The following is a 23,178-nucleotide window of genomic DNA, read 5'->3' as shown; positions in this document are numbered from 1 at the left end:
CGCGCCGGGCCGTCGTGCCGCCCGCGCCGGGCCGTCGTGCCGCCCGCGCCGGGCCGTCGTGCCGCCCGCGCCGGGCCGTCGTACCGCCCGCGCCGGGCCGTCGCGCCGCGTCCCGCCGACCGGACGGGCGACGTCCGCCAGGGCCCTGTCCGGGCCGCCCCCGTCACGAGATATCTTGATGTCGAGCAATGTTGCAGACGTGGAGCGGAGCACCCGGTGACTGACTCGACCATCATCTACACGCACACTGACGAGGCCCCCGCCCTCGCGACGCATTCCTTCCTGCCCGTGATCCAGGCGTACGCCTCGACGGCCGGTGTGAGCGTCGAGACCCGTGACATCTCCCTGGCGGGCCGGATCATCGCGAGCTTCCCCGAGCGCCTGGAGGAGGGGCAGCGCATCGACGACGCCCTCGCCGAGCTGGGCGAGCTGGCCAAGACCCCGCAGGCCAACATCATCAAGCTGCCGAACATCTCGGCGTCCATCCCGCAGCTCAAGGCCGCCGTCGCCGAGCTCCAGGAGCAGGGCTACGCGCTGCCGGACTACCCGGACGACCCCAAGACCGACGAGGAGCGCGACATCCGCGCCCGCTACGACAAGGTCAAGGGCTCCGCCGTCAACCCGGTCCTGCGCGAGGGCAACTCCGACCGCCGCGCCCCCGCCTCGGTGAAGAACTACGCCAAGGCGCACCCGCACCGCATGGGCGCCTGGACCGGCGAGTCGAAGACGAACGTCGCGACCATGGGCCAGAACGACTTCCGCTCGACGGAGAAGTCCGTCGTGATCGAGAAGGACGGCGCCCTCAGGATCGAGCTGGTCGGCGACGACGGCTCCACCACCGTTCTGCGCGAGTCCGTGCCGGTCCTCGCCGGTGAGGTCGTCGACGCCTCCGTGATGCGCGTCGCCGCCCTGCGCGAGTTCCTGACCGCGCAGGTCGCCAAGGCCAAGGCCGACGGCGTGCTGTTCTCGGTGCACCTCAAGGCGACGATGATGAAGGTCTCCGACCCGATCGTCTTCGGCCATGTCGTCCGCGCCTTCTTCCCGAAGACGTTCGCGGCCTTCGGCGCCGACTTGGCCGCGGCCGGTCTGACCCCGAACGACGGCCTCGGCGGTATCTACAAGGGCCTGGAGTCGCTCCCGAACGGCGCCGAGATCAAGGCGTCCTTCGAGGCCGAGCTGGGCGAGGGCCCGGACCTGGCGATGGTCGACTCCGACCGTGGCATCACCAACCTGCACGTGCCGTCCGACGTCATCGTCGACGCCTCCATGCCGGCCATGATCCGCACCTCCGGCCACATGTGGGACAAGGACGGCGGCGAGGCCGACACCCTCGCGGTCATCCCGGACTCCTCGTACGCGGGTGTCTACCAGGTCGTCATCGACGACTGCCGGGCCAACGGCGCCTTCGACCCGTCCACGATGGGCTCGGTCCCGAACGTCGGTTTGATGGCGCAGAAGGCCGAGGAGTACGGCTCCCACGACAAGACCTTCGAGATCCCCACCACCGGCACGGTCCGCCTCGTCGACGCCGAGGGCAACGCCCTCATCGAGCAGACGGTCTCCGAGGGCGACATCTTCCGCGCCTGCCAGACCAAGGACGCCCCGATCAAGGACTGGGTGAAGCTGGCCGTCAGCCGCGCCCGCGCCACCGGCGACCCGGCCGTCTTCTGGCTGGACGCGACCCGCGCCCACGACGCCAACCTGATCGCGAAGGTCGAGGCGTATCTGCCGGAGTTCGACACCGAGGGCCTGGACATCAAGATCCTTTCCCCGGTCGAGGCCACCAAGCTGTCCGTGGAGCGCATCCGCGAGGGCCTCAACACGATCTCCGTCACCGGCAACGTCCTGCGTGACTACCTGACCGACCTGTTCCCGATCCTGGAGCTCGGCACCAGCGCCAAGATGCTCTCGGTCGTCCCGCTGATGAACGGCGGCGGTCTGTTCGAGACGGGCGCCGGCGGCTCCGCGCCCAAGCACGTGCAGCAGCTTGTCAAGGAGGACTACCTGCGCTGGGACAGCCTCGGCGAGTTCCTCGCGCTCGCGGTGTCCTTCGAGCACCTCGCGCAGACCACCGGCAACGCGCGCGCCCAGGTCCTCGCGGACACCCTGGACCGCGCGACGGCGACCTTCCTGGAGGAGAACAAGTCGCCGAGCCGCAAGCTGGGCGGCATCGACAACCGCGGCAGCCACTTCTACCTGTCTCTGTACTGGGCCCAGGAGCTGGCCAAGCAGACCGACGACGCCCAGCTCGCCGAGGCGTTCGGCCCGCTCGCCAAGACGCTGACCGAGCAGGAGCAGACGATCGTCGGCGAGCTGATCGCCGCCCAGGGCAAGCCGGCCGACATCGGCGGCTACTACCAGCCCGACCCGGCGAAGGCGTCGGCGGTCATGCGCCCGTCGGCCACGTTCAACCAGGCGATCGCCTCGCTCGCCTGACACACCCCGGCACACCCCGTGCGGGCCCCGGCGCCCGCACACCCCTCCGCCCCGGTCGGCAGCCGCCGACCGGGGCGGTCGTGCGCCGTGGGCGGCGGAACACCGCGCACCGGTCGTTCAGGCTGCTGAACGGTCAGCCGTCGCTGCCGGTCCGGGCGGCCCCGGTGCCATGATGGGCCGAGCGCCGATCGCCGCGGGGGACGGGATCGAGCCCGGTTCCGCGGGCTCCGGCGACTCCTCGCCAATGGCCTTCGTCCGGGGACGAGCCCACCCCTCATTGCATAAAAGTGCGGCGCAATGTATATTCATGCCATCCACGCAGGAGGAATCCATGACGGTACGCGCAGCGGTAGCAGGGGCCAGCGGGTACGCGGGCGGCGAGCTGCTCAGGCTCCTGGCCGTGCACCCCGAGGTGGAGATCGGCACCCTCACCGCCCACTCGAACGCGGGTGAGCGCCTCGGCGCCCTCCAGCCGCATCTCGCCCCGCTCGCCGACCGCGTCCTCGCGCCGACCACCGCCGAGAGCCTGGCCGGACATGACGTCGTCTTCCTCGCCCTGCCGCACGGCCAGTCCGCGGCCGTCGCCGAGCAGCTCGGCCCGGACGTGCTCGTCGTCGACATGGGCGCCGACTTCCGGCTGAAGGACGCGGCGGACTGGGAGAAGTTCTACGGCAGCGCGCACGCGGGCACCTGGCCCTACGGCCTGCCGGAGCTGCCCGGCGCCCGCGCCGCCCTCGCGGGCACCAAGCGCATCGCGGTTCCCGGCTGCTATCCGACGGCCGTCTCGCTCGCCCTCTTCCCCGCGTACGCCGCCGGGCTCGTCGAGGACGAAGCGGTGGTCGTCGCGGCGTCCGGCACCTCCGGCGCGGGCAAGGCGGCCAAGCCGCACCTGCTCGGCTCCGAGGTCATGGGCTCCATGTCGCCGTACGGCGTGGGCGGTTCGCACCGGCACACGCCCGAGATGATCCAGAACCTGAGCGCCGCCGCCGGGAACCGGATCACGGTCTCCTTCACTCCCACCCTCGCGCCGATGCCCCGCGGCATCCTCGCCACGTGCAGCGCCAAGGCCCGGCCCGACGTGACCGCGGAGAGCGTGCGCGCCACGTACGAGAAGGCCTTCGCCGACGAGCCGTTCGTGCACCTCCTCCCGGAGGGCCGGTGGCCCGCGACGGCGTCGGTGTACGGCTCCAACGCCGTGCACGTCCAGGCCGCCCACGACCCGGCGTCCGGCCGCGTCGTCGTGATCAGCGCCATCGACAACCTCACCAAGGGCACCGCGGGCGGCGCGGTGCAGAGCATGAACATCGCCCTGGGGCTCCCGGAGGAGCTGGGGCTTTCCACGATCGGTGTCGCGCCGTGAGTGCCATGACCGCGACCAGCAAGGAGACGCAGTGAGTGTCACGGCAGCCAAGGGGTTCCGGGCGGCGGGCATCGCCGCAGGGATCAAGGAGAGCGGCAACCCCGACCTGGCCCTCGTGGTCAACGACGGGCCCCGCGCGGCCGCCGCGGGAGTCTTCACGTCCAACCGTGTGAAGGCCGCGCCGGTGCTCTGGTCCGAGCAGGTCCTCAAGGGCGGACAGGTCACGGCCGTCGTCCTCAACTCCGGTGGCGCCAACGCCTGCACGGGCCCGCAGGGCTTCCAGGACACGCACGCCACCGCCGAGCGCGTCGCCGCGACCCTCGGCCTGAACGCGGGGGAGGTGGCCGTCGCGTCGACCGGGCTCATCGGTGTCACGCTCCCCATGGACAAGCTGCTGCCCGGCGTCGACACCGCGGCCGGGGCCCTGTCCACGCACGGCGGCGAGAAGGCCGCCATCGCCATCAAGACCACCGACAGCGTGCACAAGACGGCGGTGGCCGAGGGCGAGGGCTGGGCCGTCGGCGGCATGGCCAAGGGCGCGGGCATGCTCGCCCCCGGCCTCGCCACGATGCTGGTGGTCCTCACCACCGACGCCGACGTCCCCGCCGCCGACCTGGACCGGGCGCTGCGCGATGCCACCCGCCTCACCTTCGACCGGGTCGACTCCGACGGCTGCATGTCCACCAACGACACGGTGCTCCTGCTGGCCTCCGGCGCCGCCGGGGTGACCCCCGCCTACGCGGAGTTCGCCGACGCCGTCCGCACGGTCTGCGACGACCTCGCCCGGCAGCTCATCGGTGACGCCGAGGGCGCCAGCAAGGACATCCGCATCGAGGTCGTCGGCGCCGCCAGCGAGGACGACGCCGTCGAGGTGGGCCGCTCCATCGCCCGCAACAACCTCCTCAAATGCGCCATCCACGGCGAGGACCCCAACTGGGGCCGGGTGCTCTCCGCCATCGGCACCACGAGCGCCGCCTTCGAGCCCGACCAGCTGAACGTCGCCATCAACGGCGTCTGGGTCTGCAAGAACGGCTCCGTCGGCGAGGACCGCGACCTCGTCGACATGCGCTACCGGGAAGTGAAGATCACCGCCGACCTCGCGGCCGGCTCCGCGTCGGCCGTGATCTGGGCGAACGACCTCACCGCCGACTACGTGCACGAGAACAGCGCGTACTCGTCGTAAGCCGTCCCGCAGGCAGCGGTACGACCGTCTCCACCTGGAAAGCTCATGAGCACCCGCAAGCACACCGCACTGCCCAAGGCGCAGATCCTGATCGAAGCGCTGCCCTGGCTGACCCGCCACCGCGGCAAGACCGTCGTCATCAAGTTCGGCGGCAACGCGATGGTGGACCAGGACCTGAAGGCCGCCTTCGCCCAGGACGTCGTGTTCCTGCACCACGCGGGCCTCAAGCCCGTCGTGGTGCACGGCGGCGGCCCGCAGATCAGTGCCCAGCTCGACAAGCAGGGCCTGGTCAGCGAGTTCAAAGCGGGCCTTCGCGTGACGACGCCCGAAGCCATGGACGTCGTCCGCATGGTCCTCGCCGGACAGGTGCAGCGCGACCTCGTGGGCCTGCTCAACGAGCACGGACCGCTCGCCGTCGGCCTCACCGGGGAGGACGCGCACACCATCACCGCGACCCGGCACCGGCCGCTGATCGGCGGCGAACCGGTCGACATCGGCCAGGTCGGCGAGGTCACCGAGATCGACACCGGCGCCATCGAGGCGCTGCTCGCGGACGGCCGCATCCCGGTCGTCTCCTCCATCGCCCGCTCCCAGGACGAAGGTGACACGGGCCATGTCTACAACGTCAATGCTGATACGGCGGCTGCGGCTCTCGCTGCGGCGCTTGGTGCCGAGACGCTGATGGTGCTCACCGACGTCGAGGGCCTGTACGAGGACTGGCCCGACAACGACGACGTCATCAGCCGGCTGACGGCCACCCAGCTGGAGAAGCTCATCCCCGACCTCTCCAGCGGCATGGTGCCGAAGATGCAGGGCTGTCTGCACGCCGTGCGCAACGGCGTGAACACCGCGCGCGTCATCGACGGGCGCGTCCAGCACTCGATCCTCCTCGAGATCTTCACCGACGAAGGAATCGGCACGATGGTCGTGCCGGACGAGCCGAACCAGGGGGCATCGGCATGACCACCAACCACGACCTGACCCGGCGCTGGCAGGGCGCGCTGATGGACAACTACGGCACGCCCCGCATTCCGCTGGTGCGCGGCGCGGGCAGCACCCTGTGGGACGCGGACGGCACGCGGTACACCGACTTCGTCGGCGGCATCGCGGTGAACGCACTCGGCCACGCCCACCCCGCCGTGGTGGAGGCCGTGACCCGGCAGATCGGCGCGCTCGGCCATGTCTCCAACCTGTTCGTCGCCGAGCCGCCCGTCGCCCTCGCCGAGCGCCTCATCGACCTCTTCGGCCGCGACGGACGAGTGTACTTCTGCAACTCCGGCGCGGAGGCCAACGAGGGCGCCTTCAAGATCGGCAGGCGCACCGGGCGCACACATATGGTCGCCACCGACGGCGGTTTCCACGGCCGCACCATGGGCGCGCTCGCCCTCACCGGCCAGCCCGGCAAGCAGGAGCCGTTCCGGCCCCTGCCCGGCGACGTCACGCACGTCCCGTACGGCGACGTGGAGGCCCTGCGCGCCGCGGTCACCGAGGACACCGCCTTCGTGATCATCGAGCCGATCCAGGGCGAGAACGGCGTCGTCGTGCCGCCCTCCGGTTATCTGCGGGCGGCCCGCGAGATCACCCGCGCCACCGGCACCCTGCTCGTCCTGGACGAGGTGCAGACCGGGGTGGGCCGCACCGGCCACTGGTTCGCCCACCTCGCACAGGAGGGCGTGGACCCCGACGTCGTCACGCTCGCGAAGGGGCTCGGCGGCGGCCTGCCCCTCGGCGCGACCGTGGCCTTCGGCGCGGCGGCCGAACTCCTCACCCCCGGCCAGCACGGCACCACCTTCGGCGGCAACCCGGTGGCCTGCGCCGCCGGGCTCGCCGTCATCGACACGATCGTCGCCGAGGGACTCCTGGAGAACACCAAGCGCGCGAGCGAGAAGCTCCGTGACGGAATCGAGTCAGCCGGGCACGCGTTGGTCGACCATGTCAGGGGTGCGGGACTGCTGCTGGGTATCGTGCTCACCGAGCCACTCGCACCACAGGTGCAGCAGGCGGCTCAGGACGCCGGCTTCCTGGTCAACGCGCCCGCCCCCGATGTCGTACGGCTCATGCCGCCGTTGAACGTGCGCGACACCGAGGTGGACGCCTTCCTCCGGGCCCTGCCCGTCGTCCTCGACCAGGCCGTCACGGCCAACGCGGCCGACGGGGAAGGACGATCCGGGGAATGAGACGACGATGAGTCACGCGCAGGACAACGGGCCGGCCGAGCACGCGGGCCCCGCCGTGCCCCAGACCCGCACCGCACGGCACCGCCGGATCGTGGACATCCTCAACCGGCAGCCGGTGCGCTCCCAGAGCCAGCTGGCGAAACTGCTCGCCGACGACGGTCTGACGGTCACTCAGGCAACCCTCTCCCGCGACCTCGACGAGCTCAACGCCGTCAAGATCCGCAACACCGAGGGCGACCTCATCTACGCCGTGCCGAGCGAGGGCGGCTTCCGCACCCCGCGCGCCCCGCTCGGCGAGTCGGCCAAGGAGCAGCGGATGCGCCGCCTCTCCGTGGAACTCCTGATCTCCGCGGAGGCCTCCGCCAACCTGGTCGTCCTGCGCACCCCGCCGGGCGCCGCGCAGTTCCTCGCCTCCGCCATCGACCAGGCCGAACTGCACGACATCCTCGGCACGATCGCCGGTGACGACACGGTGATGCTGATCAGCAGGGAGCCGAGCGGGGGCCAGGCACTCGCCGACCATCTGCTGCGCCTCGCCTCCAACGAGCACTAGGGTCCAGCCGCCGGCGTTGCGGCGGGCAGCTCCAGACCGAACAGCGCCGCGTAGCGCCCGATACGGTCGGCGACCCACTCCTCGCTCTCGCCCACGGCGTCGGCGGCGAACCGGAGCTGCTCCCGCGTGACGGTCCCGCTCAGCGCCGGGAGGGCGCCGTCGGCGTGCACCGAGAGCACGATCAGGTCCTGCCAGCGGGGCAGTTCGTCCGGGACGGCGGCGGGGTCGATGTCCGGAGGCGCCGCCTCCAGGGGCAGATACGGGACGATGCGCCGCCAGGTGGCGGCGACCGGTTCGCCCAGGCGTCCGGCGAGGCTCAGCAGGTCGAGGGGGCAGAGCGGGGCGTCGGGCGCGGAGACGCGGTGGTCCGCGCCGAGAGCGACGACATCCCGCGCGGCGGGCTCGTCGGCGGGCAGGTTCGCGATGTCGGCCGGGGCCAGCTCGGGGATCTGCGCGCCCAGCTCCCGGAGGGGCGAGAGGTGTTGATACGCCGACCGGGCGCCGAAGTGGCGGCTGCGGGCGTACGTGACGAGCCGCTCCGCGGTCAGCGCGGTCCAGCACGGGGACTCGAACCACTCGTCGTACTGCTCGTCGTCGCCCCAGTCGAGCAGTGCTCGGCCCTCCTCGGGCTCGGGGCGGAATCCGGCCAGCGCGGCAGGAAGCTCGGGCACCGACAAGCCCACACGCTTCGCCTCGCGGCGGGCCGTCTTCCACATGGACGACAGAGGCGTCTTCAGGTTGACGCACGAAGCGAAGAGGACGTCGGCCGTCGGCAGGACGGGGTAGTCGGCGGCATCCCACGTGGGGTCGGTGCCGGAGAACGCGTACCGGCTCGGCACCGGCAGCTCATCCCAGGCCCGAAGAAGCTCGCTGGCCGCGGGCACGTCCGCCCCGGCCTCCCGCAGATCCTCCACCACGGCGGCGAGGTCGTCCCAGGACACCTTGTGCCGCCGGACGAACGCGAGGTCGCGCAGCGTCAGACCGGCTTCGAGGGAGAGCCCCTCCGTGTGCGCGACGCCGAGCACGTTCGCGGTCTCCGCAACCGGGATCACCCGGCCCGCCGCCGACTTCTCCCGATGGTGCCGGGTATGGGCGATGCCGAGGTACCCGGCCCAGCGTGCGAGCGCTTTCTCCGCCTTGCGCAGCGGCACCTCCCACTCCGCAGCGAGCGCGAACGTGGCCGCCCACGGCAGCGTGAGCCGACCGTCCCGGCCTGGCACGCAGTAGGCTTGCAGCACCACGAAGATGTCCCACGGCACACCAGTCCACCGCCGTACGGCATCCGCATCCGGGGTTGACCAGCCGAGCCACCCGAACTGGGCGACCCGTTCGCACACCTCCAGCGGCGAGAGCTGTTGCCTGTCCGCGACTTCGATGACGTCCCACGGCCACCGGACGGGACGCCAGCCCTGGGGCCCCTCCCGGTACAGCAGCGCGAGGTCCGTCTCGTCGCACACGTGGTCCGCGTGGTGGTCGGGCGCCACCGGCGGCGGAGCGGACAGGAACGGCGCGAACCTGGCGCACCGCTCGGCGAGGCGGCCGAGCGGCTGCCCTGTCGCCCGGGAGGCCCGGACGAGGCCGCCGAGGTCGTCCGGGACGTGCTCGTAGTTGTTCTCGTTCTTCAGCTCGCCCGCACGCTGCCAACCGTGGTGTGTGTCCCGCGCGAGCAGCCCCTCGACGATGCACGCGTCGGTCCAGTCGGGTGTCCAGTCCAGGTCGCCCCCGTCCTCGCTCGCAGCGGCGGAACGGCGCAGCACTGAGGGAGGCTTCAGGACCGGATGGACGATCCGCAGGCCGCGCGCGGCCCTGACCACCTCACGGACCGTCATGCCAGCGCCTTTCGCGAGGGCCACGGCCACCCGCCAGTCGAGCGGCTCCCGGTCGACCCTGGCCCGGGTGTCCTGGTCCGCCGGACCACCATCGGCGACGCGTGCCCAGCCCGGTGCGGGCACCGGGTGCCCCGCAATCGAGTCCGGCAGCGCCTGCTGAGCGGAGCGCGCGCCGCCGAGCACCACGGCCCGCCATGGCGCCGCGACCTCGGGCCAGACTTGATGGACGCCGCGTCGGGATCTCATCCGCTCGACCTGGTCGTCCCAGTGGAACCACCCCGTGGTGTCGAGGTCGAGGGCCGCACCGCCCCACGAGTCCTGGTCGCGCACCCGCACACCCCGCCCGCGCCACTGCTCCCACACCGTGCGCGCCGCGGCCAGGTTGCGCGCCTCCAGGCGCCACAGCCACGCCATGTCCAGGCTCTGCCAGTCGGCGAGCGCCGCTGCGCCGCGCGCCCACTGCTCCTTCTCCCAACTCCTGTCGTACGACTGGAGCTTCTTGCGGTTGAGGCTGAGCGTGCCCGCTTGCGGGCCGGTCAGGTTCAGTATGTAGCCGAAGGGCTTACGGTCGGTCCCGATGCCGTCGCACAGGATCGCGCCCGGCCCGGCCACCCACCACAGCACCCCCGGAACGGCCTCTACGCACGTCGGTCGTCCGTCGTCCGCGTGCTCGTAGCGCAGTACCCCCGGCGCCCATTCCCGCCCCCGACCTGCCGCGTCGCGCACCTTCAGCGCAAACTCGCTCACCACGACGAGGCGATCCAGTGTCTCCACCGCCGAGACCGCGGACACGGCCGCCGAGTTCCGCAGATACAGCCGCACCCGCGTGCCCCCTTCGAGCAGCCCGTCGCCCTCGGCCGCGAAGGAGTCGTCGTACTCCTGGATACGGAACAGATTCGCGCTGCCCGGAATATCCACACGCAGGGCCTTCCGCGCCGGAATGCCGTCCGTGCCGACGGGCCGGGTCACCACCGTCATCTCCTCGGCCAGCATGAAGTAGCTGAACACCCCGATCCCGAAACGGCTGTTGGGGTAGAGGCGCAACGCCGGGTCGTGGCGGTGCCAGGTCGCCTGTTCCTGGCGGAAGGCGCGGGACTGCTCGAAGCGGCGGCCCGCCTTGGTGAAGGTGTTCCTGAGCCGGTCGAGCCCCATGCCGACGCCGTTGTCCCGGCACTCGACGTAGCGGCCCCGCTCGTCCTCGCCCTCGGTGAGGACGATCCGGCCGGACCAGGGCGCGGGGTGTCCGCCCCTGCTCTCCAGGTAGCGGTGGCGCATCGCGCGGTGGCGGCAGGCGTCCATCGCGTTCTGGTACAGCTCCCGCAGCGCCAGGTCCGGTTCGCCGTCGTAGATGCGCTCGCCCATGAGCAGGTCGCGGACCTCGGTCTGGGCGAGCTGGAAACGCAGCAGCGGTACGTCGTACGCGCGCTGGCCGCGGTCCTGGGCCGGGCGGAGGCCGCGGTCGGTGACGCGGGCGGGCAGCCCGGAGAGGAGCGCGGCCCGGGGCGCGGGGAGTCCCCTGGCCGTGTCCCGCAGCGTGCCGGTGAGTTCGTCCGCCTGCTCCACGACGCCCGCGAACGTGGCGTGCAGGGCGGGGTGCGGGCAGGCCGCGTCGAGGTGGAGGCCACCGTCCGCCACCTGCCAGTCCGCGTCGCGCACGGCGTTGACGGCGTCCTGCGGCAGGATCGCGTCGCGTACGGCCAGGTGTTCGGCGAGCACCTCGGGCAGCACCCGGACGTCGAGGGCGAGCAGGCAGGCCAGGTGCAGCACCCCGGCAAGGTCGTCGGACCGCAAGCCCTGCCGGGCGCCGCCGAGCACGGGGAAGGCCAGATCCTGGCGCCGGGCACGGTCCGGTGCGGGCGGGCCGAGCGCGATGCCCGCGGCGAGGTGGGACAGCGCGGCGGACAGCTCACGGGCGCGCGGGCCGGGGCACAGCGCCTCCGCGAACGCCGCAGACTCCACCTCCGGCACCGCCGCCTCGTCCGTCACGAACCGCTCCGCGATCCACCGGTGGACCAGCCACAGGGCGATGCCGCGCGCTTCGTCGGGGCGGTCGCCCGGCAGGCAGTCCGTGAGCTTCTTCCTGATGTGCGGGTGGTGTTCGGCGACCTGCTCGTAGTGGCGGCGCCACGCGTCGCCGTCCTTCTGGTGCCGGGCGGTGTACGGCCTGATGTCGCGCGCGTGGCTGAGCCGCCGCGCCCACGCGGCCTCGTGCAGCAGCGGGGCGGCGATCAGGGCGGCGGCCTCCAGGGCCGACAGTGTCTGCGTCTTGCCGAGCAGGAGAGGCAGCCGGTCCCTTACGACCCGGACCAGGAAGTCGTCGTCGGTCCACGGGTCGGGCATCCGCTCCTGGGCGAGGTGCACGACCTGCGCGCACGTCTCGACGAGGTCCCCGAGGCACTCCCGCAGCCGGGGGACGCTCTCCGCGTCGTCCTCGGCGACGCGCTCCCACAGCGCGGTGCCGGACACCGCGTCACGCCAGGCCTCAAGGAGCCGGCGGCCCTCGCAGACGACCGCCGAGCGCGCCTGCGCCTCGCGTTCCGTGCCGTAGCGGACCTGGGGCTCCTGCTGCGCGGCGCCGTGCAGACGGGCGGCGCGCACCGTGTGCTGCCGTGCCGTCTCGAAGACCTCCTGCACCGTCCGCGCCTGCGTCAGCGGCCGGAAGGCCTCCGCGAGACCGAGGGTGAAGAAGCTGCCGCTCGCCGAGTACCCCGACCGCTGCCCGGCCGCGCAGGCCGTCATCAGCGCGAACCGGCCCGACGGCGGCCCCTTGAGGACACTGCTGCCGAACATCCCGTCGGCCGGCTCGCCGCGGCAGGCGTCGATCAGCCACAGCACGGTGCCCGCACGGCAGTGGGTGAGGTACGGGCTGATGTCGGCGGGGAGGAGCGTGTCCAGGTACGGCTGGGTCCACTCGGTGCCGTCGCCGTGCGGGGCGCGGGCGTCGGCCGGGACGAGGTGGTCGGTGTCGCCGACCCGGATGCCGTGCCCGGTGAAGTGGATCAGCAGGGTGCCGTCCTCGGGAACACCCCGCGCCACCTCGTCCACGGTCGTGATGATCTCGGCGCGGGACGCCCCCGGCACCGTGCGCACCTCGTACCCCGCGGCCCGCAACGAGGCACCGAACGCCCGCAGATCGGCCGCGACCGGCGTCTCCAGCGAGTCGAACCGGTGGGCGGCGTCCGGAGTACCACCGACACCGATGAGCAGTGCTGTACGTGCTGCCAATGCCGCCGCCCTCCCGTGTGCGAGGCCTCATCGTCGCACTCATGGGAGACGCCGGACGACGCGACCAGGGCCTGTCGTCACCTGGCAGGAGGGAGTTCGACGCCAGGCCCTGGGCGGGCGGCCGAGCGGACCGCGCCCGGTGGGACATCCACGCGGCGACCACCGCCCCGGACACGTTGTGCCACACGGAGAACACGGCGGCGGGCAGCGCCGCGAGCGGGCTGAAGTGGGCGGTCGCGAGGGACGCGGCGAGGCCCGAGTTCTGCATGCCGACCTCGAAGGCCATGGCACGGGACGCGGGCGGGCCGAGCCGGGCCGCCTTCCCCGCGCCGTAGCCGAGCGTGAGACCGAGGCCGTTGTGCAGGACGACCGCGACGAACACCAGGCCCGCCGCCGACTTGATGGCCTCCGCGCTGCCCGCCACGACCACCGCGACGATCACGGAGACGGTCCCCGCCGACAGCCAGGGCAGCGCGCCGAGCACCCGGTCCACGTACGCCCCGAAGCACAGCCGCACCACGAGCCCGGCGACGACCGGCAGCAGCACCGTCTTGAGGATGTCCGTCACCATCGAACCCGCGTCCACCGGCAGGTACTCGCCCGCGAGCAGCAGGGTCAGGGGCGGGGTCACGAGCGGTGCGAGGACCGTGGAGACGGTGGCCACGGACACCGAGAGGGCGACGTCGCCGCGCGCCAGATACGTGACGACGTTCGACGCGGTGCCGCTCGGCGCGCAGCCGACCAGGATCACGCCCGCCGCCAACTGCGGCGACAGGTCGAGCGCGTGGGCGATGAGCCAGCCGAGGCCCGGCATGATCACGTAGTGCGCCACCAGGCCGAGCGCCACGGCCCAGGGCCGCCGCGCGACGCCCTTGAAGTCCCGCGGCGTCATCGTCAGACCCATGCAGAACATGACCACGCCCAGCAGGTACGGCACGCTCTCCCGCCACCCCGCGAAGGCCGTGGGAGCGGCAAGCCCGAGCCCGCCGGCGGCGAGGACGAGCAGCGGGAAGACGGTGACGGCGCGGCGGGCCGCGCGGTCGGCGGCACCGGGCGCCTGCGCGTCGGGGGCGGGGTGATCGGTCTGCACGCGGCGATGCAACGTCGCGACGTGCCGCGCACGCAAGCCCGTCTCGGTACGTGGTCAGTACACGCACCCGTGCGTATGCCTGTATGCGTACAGGTGCCGACGTACGCGTACAGGTATATGTGCGGGTACGGGTCGGGCTGCCGCCCGGGGTTGTCGTGCAGGTCAGCCCGGAGCGTCGCAACTGGCGACAGGGGCGACCGAGTCGACGTCCCGCGCGGGCAGCGTGACCTGTCGCGGCGCGTCCCCCTCGCCGCCCTCCTCCACCTTCACCACGTACCCGCCGCGGCCCGCGCGGACCAGCTCTCCGCACAGCTCACCGGTGGGCGTGCCGACGCGGACCAGGTGGTCCTTGGCCTTCTCGGTGGTGCTCCAGGCGACCCCGACCCCGCCGCCCGCGAGCAGGACTCCCAGGAGACAGCACAGGGCGGCCCGGCGCAGGGTGCGGGAGACCCCCTTCACCTCCTTCTCGGTCCACTGGCGGAGGGCGTGTCCGGTGATGAGCATCTGCTTGTCCGAGTCCCTCGGCGAGCCGTGCGCGGCCCGCGTGGCGAGGACGGATCCGATGACGAGCAGCACGAACGCGCCGGCGATCAGCCCCATCGCCGTGTTCCGGGCGGCCGTGGGAAGGCCCGCGAGGTCGTCGCGGCCCTTGAGGACGACGAGGACCGCGAGCAGGGTGCTGAGCCCGGTGAGACCGGCGCGCCAGCCCTCGGCCCGCTGTCGCAGTTCGGGCAGCTCGCTGAACTCCAGTTCGCGGGCCAGCTCGGCCCAGCGGCGGTCCCGGCCGTTCACGGCGCACCCTCGACGATCAGGCTCCGCACCTGCCAGCTCGCGCCGCAGCCCACGAACACCGCGTTCCCGGGCAGCTGCGGATGCGGATGCCCGCACTCGCAGAAGTACGTCTCCTGGCGCAGCGTCTCGGTGACGGAGCCCGGATCCGGCTCCGTCCGCGCGGTGCCGGTCAGCTTGGACCACAGGCCCTTGGTCCCGGTGCCGGGCAGGCCGTACCGGTACTCCGAGGCCGTGCTGCCGTGACAGCGCGGGCAGTCGCCCGTCACGACGACACCGAGTCCGTCGGCCGACGCGCGGCCGGTGAAGGAAACCGTCGCGGCGTCCACGTCCTGCTCGGCGTAGACGATCTCGAAGTCATGGGACACGGTGCGTGCTCCGGTCATCGGCGGTGTCCCGCGTCGGGGTGTCCGTACGCAGGCCGAACAGGGAGGAGTAGAGGCGCAGCCTGCTGCCGATCCAGGCCTCGGACGCACCGGTCCCGCGGGCGGCGTGGGCGATGTGCCGGCGCGTCACCTCGCCCTCGACGGCCGGGAGCCGGCCGTCGAGGTGCTCCGTGAGCAGCGCCAGGTCCTGCCAGAGCGGCACGGTGTCCGGCGGGTCCGGCAGGGGCCGGGAGGAGGGCCACAGCGGGAGGTAGGGGGCGAGGCGCCCGAGGGTCACGGGAACCGGCTCGCCGAGGCGGGCGGCGACGCTGACGAGGTCCAGGGGCCCCGGGGCCTCGTCCGGGGGAGACAGCCGGTGCTCCTCGGAGAGCGCGACGAGGTCGCGCTCGTCGGGGACGCACGTGCGCAGTGCCTCCAGGTCCGGGGGCGCGAGCTCGGGCACGAGGGCGCCGATGCGGCGCAGGGAGGCGAGGCGCTCCAGGGCGGTGGCGGCGTCGGTGCCGAGGTTGTGGGCGTAGCGGGCCAGGGCGTGGGGCGTGAGGGACTTCCAGACGTGCGCGCTGTAGTTGCCGTACGAGTCGCTCGGCTGCGTGGTGAGGATGCCGTCGTGGACGGTCGGCCGGTAGCCGGACAGCGGGTCCGGCAGGTCGGGAACGGTGAGACCGAAGCGCAGGCCGTCGCGTTCGGCGATGTCCCACACCTCGCTCAGCGGCTCCTGAAGGGCGACCGCGGCACTGAACAGCGACGCGGTGGTGAGCTCGGCCGTCGGGAGGTTCTCCTCGTCGGACAGGACGTCCTTGCCGCCGGACAGCACATAGCGGCTGCGCAGGGCGAGGTCCTCCCACTCGGAGATGATGCTCGTGTCGCCCGGCGAGGAGACCCCGGCCAGCCGCAGCTCCGCGACCACGGCCGCCAGGTCCTCGTGGCCGACATGCGCCTTCTGGGAGTAGGCCAGGGCAAGACCCTCGAAGTCGAGCCCCGTCTCCAGATGGCGCCCGACGGAGGCCAGGTCGCGCAGGAATTGTGCCGTCTTGAGGGACGGCACGAGCGTCCCGGTGTCGGAACCCCCGGCGTAGCGGGTCTCGTAGACCAGGTCCAGTTCGGCCGCCACCGGGCCCAGCTCCCGCTCGGCCTCTTCGAGTGCGATGTCCCAGGTGTCCGCCAAGTCGAGCGTGGCGGCCCAGTGCAGCATCAGCCGCCCGTCGGGCAGCGGAGAGGTGAACAGGGTCAGGACCTCGTGGATCTCCTCGTCGAGCGCGAGCCACTTCGCGACCTCGTCGACCGGGGGAGCCGTCCAGCCCAGCCAGCTGAAGTCGTCGATCAGGCGGAGGAGTGCCGCGGGATCGGTCCCGGTGGCCAGGCAGACCTGCCGGATGCCCCGGAGTGCGCCGACGCGGTTGAGTCGCTGGGTGTACGCGCGCTTCGAGCCGAAGAGGCGCGTCATGTCCTCCTCCGTGCACACATGATCCTCGTGGTGCGCGGGGGCGAGGGGGATCGGGTGCGGAAGCAGCGGTGCGAAGCGGGCGCAGCGCCGGGCCAGGACGCCCAGCGGGACCGCGAGGAGATGGGATCCCACGACCAGACCGCCGAGGTCCCTGCTGTCGGCCGCTCCCTGCACGGTGGCCACGGGCCGACCGCGGAACGTTCCGCTCAGCAGCCCCGCCAGTTCGCCGTCCAGCTCGTCGGGGACCCAGTCGAGGTCGCCCTCGGCCACGGCTGGCGGGCCCTCGAAGGGGTGGACGATCCGCAGCGCACGCTTGCGTCGGAGCACCTCGGCGACGGTCATGCGGTGCTTGGCCGCGTACGCGACGACGCTGCGCCACGAGCGTTCGACCTTGTCGGACAGCTCCGCGTCGCCGGGCTGGGCCAGCGGATGCCCCACCAGGCTCGCCGGTGGCGCGAGGGCGGGAACGCCGTGGGTCTGCCGCAGCGCGGCCACCCGCCAGGGGAAGAGCCGCCGCTCGGGTGAGTGCGGTCGGTGAGAGGTGTTTCTGACGACGGTCCCGTCCAGGTGGAACACCCCGGTGTCGTCGAGCGCGTGGGTCTCCCGCACCTCACGCCTTCCTACCCTGACCCCCGTCCCGCGCCACTCCTCCCAGAGCACACGCGCCACGTCCCGCTCGACCCGGTCGAGGCTCCACAGCCACTCCATGGTCAGCCCCGGCCACTCGGTGAGCGCCTTCGCCCCCTTGCGCCAGTTCTCCTCGGCCCAGGTCCGGTCGAAGCCCTGGAGCTCCTTGCGGCTGACGCTGAGCCGCCCCGCGTGCGGCCCGGTCAGGTTGAGCACGTACCCGAAGGGCTTCTCGTCGGTCGTGATGCCGTCGGCGAGCACGGCCCCCTCGTCGCTCACCCACCACAGCACGCCCGGCACGGCCTCCAGGGGCGCCACGGCGTCGGTTCCGGGAGCCGACTGAAGGGCGCCCGCGGGCCACCGGTGCGCGTGCCCGGACGCGTCCCGCACATCGAGGTCGAACTCGCTGATCCGGACCAGGCCGCGCAGGGTGTTCACACAGGAGAGACCGTCCGCGAGGGCGCCCTCGCGCAGATAGAGCCGTACGCGCGTGCCGCCCTCGGGCAGGCCGTCGTCCGTGCCGTCGTGGCGCTGGATGCGGAACAGGCTGCCGCTGCTCGGGATGTCGACGCGCAGCGCGTGCTCGGCGGGGAAGCCCTCGGGGCTCACCTGCCGCGTGACGATCGTCATCTCCTCGGCGAGCATGAAGTAGCTGAACACGCCGATCCCGAACCGGCTGTTGGGGTAGAGGCGCAGCCCGGGGTCGTGCCGCAGCCAGCGCGACTGCTCGCGCCGGAACGCCTTGGACTGCTCGAAGCGGCTGCCGGCCCGCGTGAAGGTGTACTTCAGGTGCTCGGCGCTCATCCCCACGCCGTTGTCCCGGCACTCCACGTACCGGCCGCGCGCGTCCTCGCCCTGGATGAGGGAGATGCCTCCGGTCCACGGGGCGGGACCGGCGCCGCTGCTGTGCAGATAGGCCCACCGCATCGCGCGGTAGCGGCACGCGTCCATGGCGTTCTGGTACAGCTCGCGCAGCGCCAGATGCGGCTCGCCGCCGTACAGCTGCTCGCCCATGAGGAGTTCGCGCACCTCGGTCTGGGCCAGGTGGAAGCGCAGCAGCGGCACTTCGTACGACGGGTGGGCGCCGGCCCTGCTGGGACGCAGGCCCCGCGCGGTCACCCGGGTCGGCACGGCCGCGAGCAGGGCGGCCTCGGCCTCCGGGAGGCCCGCCGCCAGGCCCGTCGCCTCCTCGGCGAGGCGGTCGGCCTGGTCGGTGATCTCGGTGAGCGCGGCGTGCACGGCCTGGTGCGGGCAGACCGCGTCCAGGTGGAGGGTGTCGCCGTCGTGCTCCCAGCTCATGCTGTGCGCGATGCCGACGACGTGCTGCGGGAGCACGGGGTCGGTGACCGCGAGATGCTCCGCGACGACCTCGGGGAAGGTGCGGGCGTCCACGGCGAGCACGGCCCCGAGCCGCAGCAGGGCGGCCAGCGGGCGCACGCGCAGCGCCTGGTGCCCCTCCGGAAGGAGCACCTTGCCCGGGGCGAGGGCGTGGAGGTCGTCGGGGACCTCGTCGAGGCCGATCGCGGCCGCCGCCGTGCACAGCAGGCCGGACAGTTCACGGACGCGGTCCGGCGTGGCGAGGCGGCTGCCGAGGAGGGCCGCCGCGAGGGCGTCGGCGGCCGAGGCGGGCACCGCCGTGTCGTCGGTGTCGAAGCGGTCCGCGATCCAGCGGTGCACCAGCCACATGGTGACGGCCACCGTGTCCTCGGCGCGGTCGTGCGCGCGGCACTGGGCCAGCTTCCGCGCCACGCGGGCGTGCTGGTCCGCGATCTGTTCGTAGTGCCTGCGGTGCGCGTCGCCCCCCGCGCGCCGGTCCAGGACGTACGGGTCGATCTCGGCGGCCTGGCTCAGCCGGGCGGCCCAGGCGGCCTCGTGGAGGAACGGGGCCGCCACGAGGGTCGCCGCCTCCACCGCGGACAGCCGGGCCGACGGCGCGACGAGCAGCGGCAGCCGGTCGCGGAGGAGCCGGACCGCGAAGGCGTCGTCGGCCCAGGGGTCGGCGTGCGGCAGCCGCCCCTGGGCGAGGTGCAGGGTGCGCGCGCACTCCTCGACGAAGGCGCCGAGGCACTCCTGGAACCGCGGGACGCTCGCGGCGTCCCGCTCCTCGACGCGCTCCCAGAGGGGGGTGTCGCGGACGGCGTCCCGCCAGGCGTCGAGGAGCGGGCGCCCCTCGCAGATCTCCGTCTCCCTGGTCCGGGACTCCTCGTGGGTGCCGTAGCGGATGTCGGCGTTCTGGGACCGGCCGTGCCTGCGTGCCGCCCGCAGTGCCTTGGCGTGGGCCGCGGCGAAGACCTCGTGGACGCTGCGCGCCGGTGTCAGCGGGCCGAGCGCCTCGGCGAGGCCGCGGGTGAAGAAGCTGCCCTCGTCGGTGTATCCGCTGCGCTCCCCGGCGGAGCAGCCCGTCATGACGGCGTAGCCGCCGGCGGGCGGCCCGTTGTCGGTGCTGGCGCCGAAGGCGGCACCGCCGCCGGACAGATCCGTGCGGCAGGCGTCGATCACCCACAGGACGGTGCCCGCCGTGCAGGTCTCAAGCATGGGGCTGATGGCCGCGGGCAGCAGCGAGTCCACGTAGGGGCCCTGCCAGTCGCCGTCGCCGGGCGGCGTCGCGTCGTACGGCACGAGGTAGTCGGTGGTGCCGACGCGCACGCCGTGGCCGCTGAAGTAGAGCAGCAGCGTGCCGTCGGCGGGAACGCCGCGGGCGACCTCGAAGATCCGGGTGCGGATCTGGCTGCGCCCCGCGTTGTGCAGCGTCTCCACGGCGTACCCGGCGGCGTCGAGGGCCGAGCTGAGCAGCCGGAGATCGGCCTCGACCACCGTGTCGAGCGGCTCGAAGACCCCGTCCGCCGCAGGCACGTGCCCGATACCGATCAGCAGTGCCGTGCGCACCTGTCCCATCGCCCCTCCCACCTGCCGGAGGAACATGATGACACCGCAGGGGACGCCGCGTTGCGTGGAGTTGACGTTCACGAAGGGGTGCACGAGGGGAGTGCACGAGGGGTCCGCGTCCCCCGGGTGGCGGATTGACGAAACATACGGAGCAATGCATACTCATGCATGTCAGTGAATGAATGCACTGAGCGAGCGAATGCACTGTGAGGAGAAACCCCGTGACCGAGCGCGTCGTACTCGCCTACTCGGGCGGCCTGGACACCTCCGTCGCCATCGGCTGGATCGCCGAGGAGACGGGCGCCGAGGTCATCGCCGTCGCCGTGGACGTCGGCCAGGGCGGCGAGGACCTGGACGTCATCCGCAAGCGCGCGCTCGCCTGCGGTGCCGTGGAGGCGGAGGTCGCCGACGCCAAGGACGAGTTCGCCGAGGGCTACTGCCTCCCGGCGATCAAGGCCAACGCCCTGTACATGGACCGGTATCCGCTGGTCTCGGCCCTGTCCAGGCCCACGATCGTCAAGCACCTCGTCGCCGCCGCGAACAAGCACGGCGCCGGCGTCGTCGCCCACGGCTGCACCGGCAAGGGCAACGACCAGGTGCGTTTCGAGGCCGGCATCCAGGCCCTCGGCCCCGACCTCAAGTGCATCGCCCCCGTCCGGGACTACGCGATGACCCGGGACAAGGCCATCGCCTTCTGCGAGGACAAGGGCCTGCCGATCGCGACCACCAAGAAGTCGCCGTACTCCATCGACCAGAACGTCTTCGGACGCGCCGTCGAGACGGGCTTCCTGGAGGACATCTGGAACGCGCCCATCGAGGACGTGTACGAGTACACCTCGAACCCCGCGACCCCGCGCGAGGCCGACGAGGTCGTCATCTCCTTCAAGGAGGGCGTGCCGGTCGCCGTCGACGGCAGGCCCGTCACGGTCCTCCAGGCCATCCAGCAGCTCAACGAGCGCGCCGGGGCGCAGGGCATCGGCCGGATCGACATGGTCGAGGACCGGCTCGTGGGCATCAAGTCCCGTGAGGTGTACGAGGCTCCGGGCGCCATCGCCCTGATCACCGCCCACCAGGAGCTGGAGAACGTCACGGTCGAGCGCGAACTGGCCCGCTACAAGCGGCAGGTCGAGCAGCGCTGGGGCGAGCTGGTCTACGACGGCCTGTGGTTCTCCCCGCTCAAGCGGGCCCTGGACGGCTTCATCAACGAGGCGAACCAGCACGTCACCGGCGACATCCGGATGACCCTGCACGGAGGCCGCGCCGTCGTCACCGGCCGGAGGTCCGACCAGTCCCTGTACGACTTCAACCTCGCGACCTACGACTCGGGCGACACCTTCGACCAGTCCAAGGCGCAGGGCTTCATCGACATCTTCGGCCTGTCGTCGAAGATCGCCGCGAAGCGCGACCTGGCCTGAGGCCGCGAGCAGTACCTTGAGTTCCGCCTCCCCGAAGCGCACGGCGCGGGGGAGGCGGACGCACATCCCCCCTTCTCCAAGGAGCACGTGCAGTGAGCAGCAACACCGGCGACGTCCGCCTCTGGGGCGGCCGGTTCGCCGACGGCCCGGCCGAGGCGCTGGCGCAACTGTCCGCATCGGTGCACTTCGACTGGCGCCTGGCGCCGTACGACATCGCGGGGTCCCGCGCCCACGCGCGCGTGCTCCACACCGCCGGGCTGCTCACCGCCGACGAACTGGAACGCATGCTCGCCGGCCTCGACCGGCTCGCGGCCGACGTCGCCGACGGGTCCTTCACCGGCACCGTCGCCGACGAGGACGTGCACACCGCCCTGGAGCGGGGCCTCCTGGAGCGGCTCGGCCCGGACCTCGGCGGCAAGCTGCGCGCGGGCCGGTCCCGCAACGACCAGGTCGCCACCCTCTTCAAGATGTACCTGCGCGACCACGCCCGGATCATCGGCGGCCTGATCGCCGAGCTCCAGGAAGCCCTCGTCGGCCTCGCGGAGGCGCACCCGGACGTCGCCATGCCGGGCCGCACCCACCTCCAGCACGCGCAGCCGGTGCTCTTCGCCCACCATGTGCTCGCCCACGTCCAGTCCCTGTCGCGGGACGCCGAGCGGCTGCGGCAGTGGGACGCGCGGACCGCCGTGTCGCCGTACGGGTCCGGGGCGCTCGCGGGCTCCTCGCTCGGGCTCGACCCGCAGGCGGTGGCCGCCGACCTCGGCTTCGAGCACGGCTCCGCCGCCAACTCCATCGACGGCACGGCCTCCCGGGACTTCGCCGCCGAGTTCGCCTTCATCACCGCCATGATCGGCGTGAACCTCTCCCGGATCGCCGAAGAGGTCATCATCTGGAACACGAAGGAGTTCTCCTTCGTCACCCTGCACGACGCGTTCTCGACCGGCTCGTCGATCATGCCGCAGAAGAAGAACCCCGACATCGCGGAGCTCGCCCGTGGCAAGTCGGGCCGCCTCATCGGCAACCTGACCGGCCTCATGGCGACGCTCAAGGCCCTGCCCCTCGCCTACAACCGCGACCTCCAGGAGGACAAGGAGCCGGTCTTCGACTCCTGCGACCAGCTGGAGGTCCTGCTGCCCGCCTTCACCGGCATGATGGCCACCCTCACCGTCCACCGCGAGCGCATGGAGGAACTGGCGCCCGCCGGCTTCTCCCTCGCCACGGACATCGCCGAATGGCTGGTCAAGCAGGGTGTGCCGTTCCGCGTCGCCCACGAGGTCGCGGGCGAGTGCGTCAAGGAGTGCGAGGCACACGGCATCGAACTCGACCAGCTCACCGACGAGCAGTTCGCAAAGATCAGCCCGCACCTGACACCGGACGTCCGCACGGTCCTGAACGTCCCCGGCGCCCTGGCCTCCCGGGACGGCAGGGGCGGCACGGCTCCGTCGGCGGTGGCCGCGCAGCTGGCGGAGATCAAGACGGACGTGGCGGAGCAGCGCCGGTGGGCGGGCATCAGCCCGTCCGGCGTGTGAGGGCGAGCGCGAAGCGCGTTTCCAGCCCGTCTGGTGTCTGAGGAGGGGGCGTGGGGCGCGTTTCCAGTCTGTCTGGTGTCTGAGGAGGGGGCGTGGGGCGCGTTTCCAGCCTGTCCGGTGTCTGAGGACGAGGCGTGGGGCGCGTTTCCAGCCCGTCCGGTGTCCGAGGACGAGCACGGAGCGCAATCCCAGCCCGTCCGGCGCTTGAGGACCAGCGCGAAGCGCGTTTCCAGCCCGTCCGGCGCTTGA

General features: G+C 72.4%; 13 protein-coding genes and 1 pseudogene. 8 read left to right on the top strand and 6 right to left on the bottom strand.

Translation table 11 applies throughout. From position 1 onward, the window contains the following. Positions 1 to 213 (bottom strand): hypothetical protein (locus GPA10_RS42075; RefSeq protein WP_214660350.1); only part of this gene is annotated, 213 nt, incomplete at its 3' end. A gap of 3 nt (positions 214 to 216) precedes the next feature. On the opposite strand from GPA10_RS42075, the gene GPA10_RS23245 reads away from it, so the two are divergent. The 6 genes from GPA10_RS23245 to GPA10_RS23220 all read left to right on the top strand — a co-directional run bounded on the left by GPA10_RS23245 (position 217) and on the right by GPA10_RS23220 (position 7,709). Beyond that, complete coding sequence (locus GPA10_RS23245) at positions 217 to 2,436, top strand: NADP-dependent isocitrate dehydrogenase (RefSeq protein WP_343041240.1); 2,220 nt, start codon at positions 217 to 219, stop codon at positions 2,434 to 2,436. Positions 2,437 to 2,767: 331 nt separating this feature from the next. After that, a complete protein-coding gene (gene argC / locus GPA10_RS23240) occupies positions 2,768 to 3,796 on the top strand; it encodes an N-acetyl-gamma-glutamyl-phosphate reductase (RefSeq protein WP_157167144.1) in 1,029 nt (342 codons plus the stop codon). A gap of 31 nt (positions 3,797 to 3,827) precedes the next feature. Further along, positions 3,828 to 4,979: a bifunctional glutamate N-acetyltransferase/amino-acid acetyltransferase ArgJ gene (argJ, locus tag GPA10_RS23235; protein ID WP_343041239.1), complete on the top strand. Its 1,152-nt coding sequence runs from the start codon at positions 3,828 to 3,830 to the stop codon at positions 4,977 to 4,979. 45 nt (positions 4,980 to 5,024) lie between these two features. Then, positions 5,025 to 5,942, top strand: coding sequence for an acetylglutamate kinase (argB, locus tag GPA10_RS23230; protein ID WP_058851818.1), 918 nt, complete (start codon positions 5,025 to 5,027; stop codon positions 5,940 to 5,942). Beyond that, positions 5,939 to 7,156 (top strand): acetylornithine transaminase, encoded by a 1,218-nt coding sequence (locus tag GPA10_RS23225; protein ID WP_157167143.1) that lies wholly within the window; start codon positions 5,939 to 5,941, stop codon positions 7,154 to 7,156. Before argB ends, GPA10_RS23225 begins: the two co-directional genes overlap by 4 nt. A 7-nt stretch (positions 7,157 to 7,163) precedes the next feature. Beyond that, a complete protein-coding gene (locus GPA10_RS23220; protein WP_030356315.1) occupies positions 7,164 to 7,709 on the top strand; it encodes an arginine repressor in 546 nt (181 codons plus the stop codon). Here GPA10_RS23220 and GPA10_RS23215 read toward each other — a convergent pair. From GPA10_RS23215 to GPA10_RS23195, 5 genes and pseudogenes are all read right to left on the bottom strand, one after another. Then, positions 7,706 to 12,763, bottom strand: coding sequence for an HD domain-containing protein (locus GPA10_RS23215; RefSeq protein WP_157167142.1), 5,058 nt, complete (start codon positions 12,761 to 12,763; stop codon positions 7,706 to 7,708). The genes GPA10_RS23220 and GPA10_RS23215 overlap by 4 nt on opposite strands. 130 nt (positions 12,764 to 12,893) lie before the next feature. After that, a pseudogene (locus GPA10_RS23210) lies at positions 12,894 to 13,865 on the bottom strand (bile acid:sodium symporter family protein); the annotation flags it as partial. A 150-nt stretch (positions 13,866 to 14,015) separates the two neighbouring features. Beyond that, positions 14,016 to 14,645 carry a hypothetical protein gene (locus GPA10_RS23205; RefSeq protein ID WP_343041238.1) on the bottom strand — a complete coding sequence of 210 codons (630 nt, stop codon included), beginning with the start codon at positions 14,643 to 14,645 and terminating at the stop codon, positions 14,016 to 14,018. After that, positions 14,642 to 15,028 (bottom strand): hypothetical protein, encoded by a 387-nt coding sequence (locus GPA10_RS23200; protein WP_157167141.1) that lies wholly within the window; start codon positions 15,026 to 15,028, stop codon positions 14,642 to 14,644. The genes GPA10_RS23205 and GPA10_RS23200 overlap by 4 nt, the downstream gene beginning before the upstream one ends. Continuing rightward, positions 15,000 to 19,994, bottom strand: a complete 4,995-nt coding sequence (locus tag GPA10_RS23195; RefSeq protein ID WP_157167201.1) for an HD domain-containing protein — start codon at positions 19,992 to 19,994, stop codon at positions 15,000 to 15,002. The genes GPA10_RS23200 and GPA10_RS23195 overlap by 29 nt, the downstream gene beginning before the upstream one ends. A gap of 212 nt (positions 19,995 to 20,206) precedes the next feature. Here GPA10_RS23195 and GPA10_RS23190 point away from each other — a divergent pair, with 212 nt between their 5' ends. Continuing rightward, the gene (locus tag GPA10_RS23190; RefSeq protein WP_058851823.1) at positions 20,207 to 21,400 is read left to right on the top strand and encodes an argininosuccinate synthase; all 1,194 of its coding nucleotides are present in this window, start codon (positions 20,207 to 20,209) and stop codon (positions 21,398 to 21,400) included. Between the two features lie 92 nt (positions 21,401 to 21,492). Beyond that, a complete protein-coding gene (argH, locus tag GPA10_RS23185; protein ID WP_058851824.1) occupies positions 21,493 to 22,929 on the top strand; it encodes an argininosuccinate lyase in 1,437 nt (478 codons plus the stop codon). Positions 22,930 to 23,178 lie beyond the last annotated feature (249 nt).

Origin of the sequence: Streptomyces typhae (genome assembly GCF_009755605.1) — a bacterium.
In the GTDB taxonomy this organism is placed as follows: Bacteria; Actinomycetota; Actinomycetes; order Streptomycetales; family Streptomycetaceae; genus Streptomyces; species Streptomyces typhae.
The sequence above is the reverse complement of the archived record's forward strand: the minus strand, read 5'-3'. Positions and strand labels throughout refer to the sequence as shown.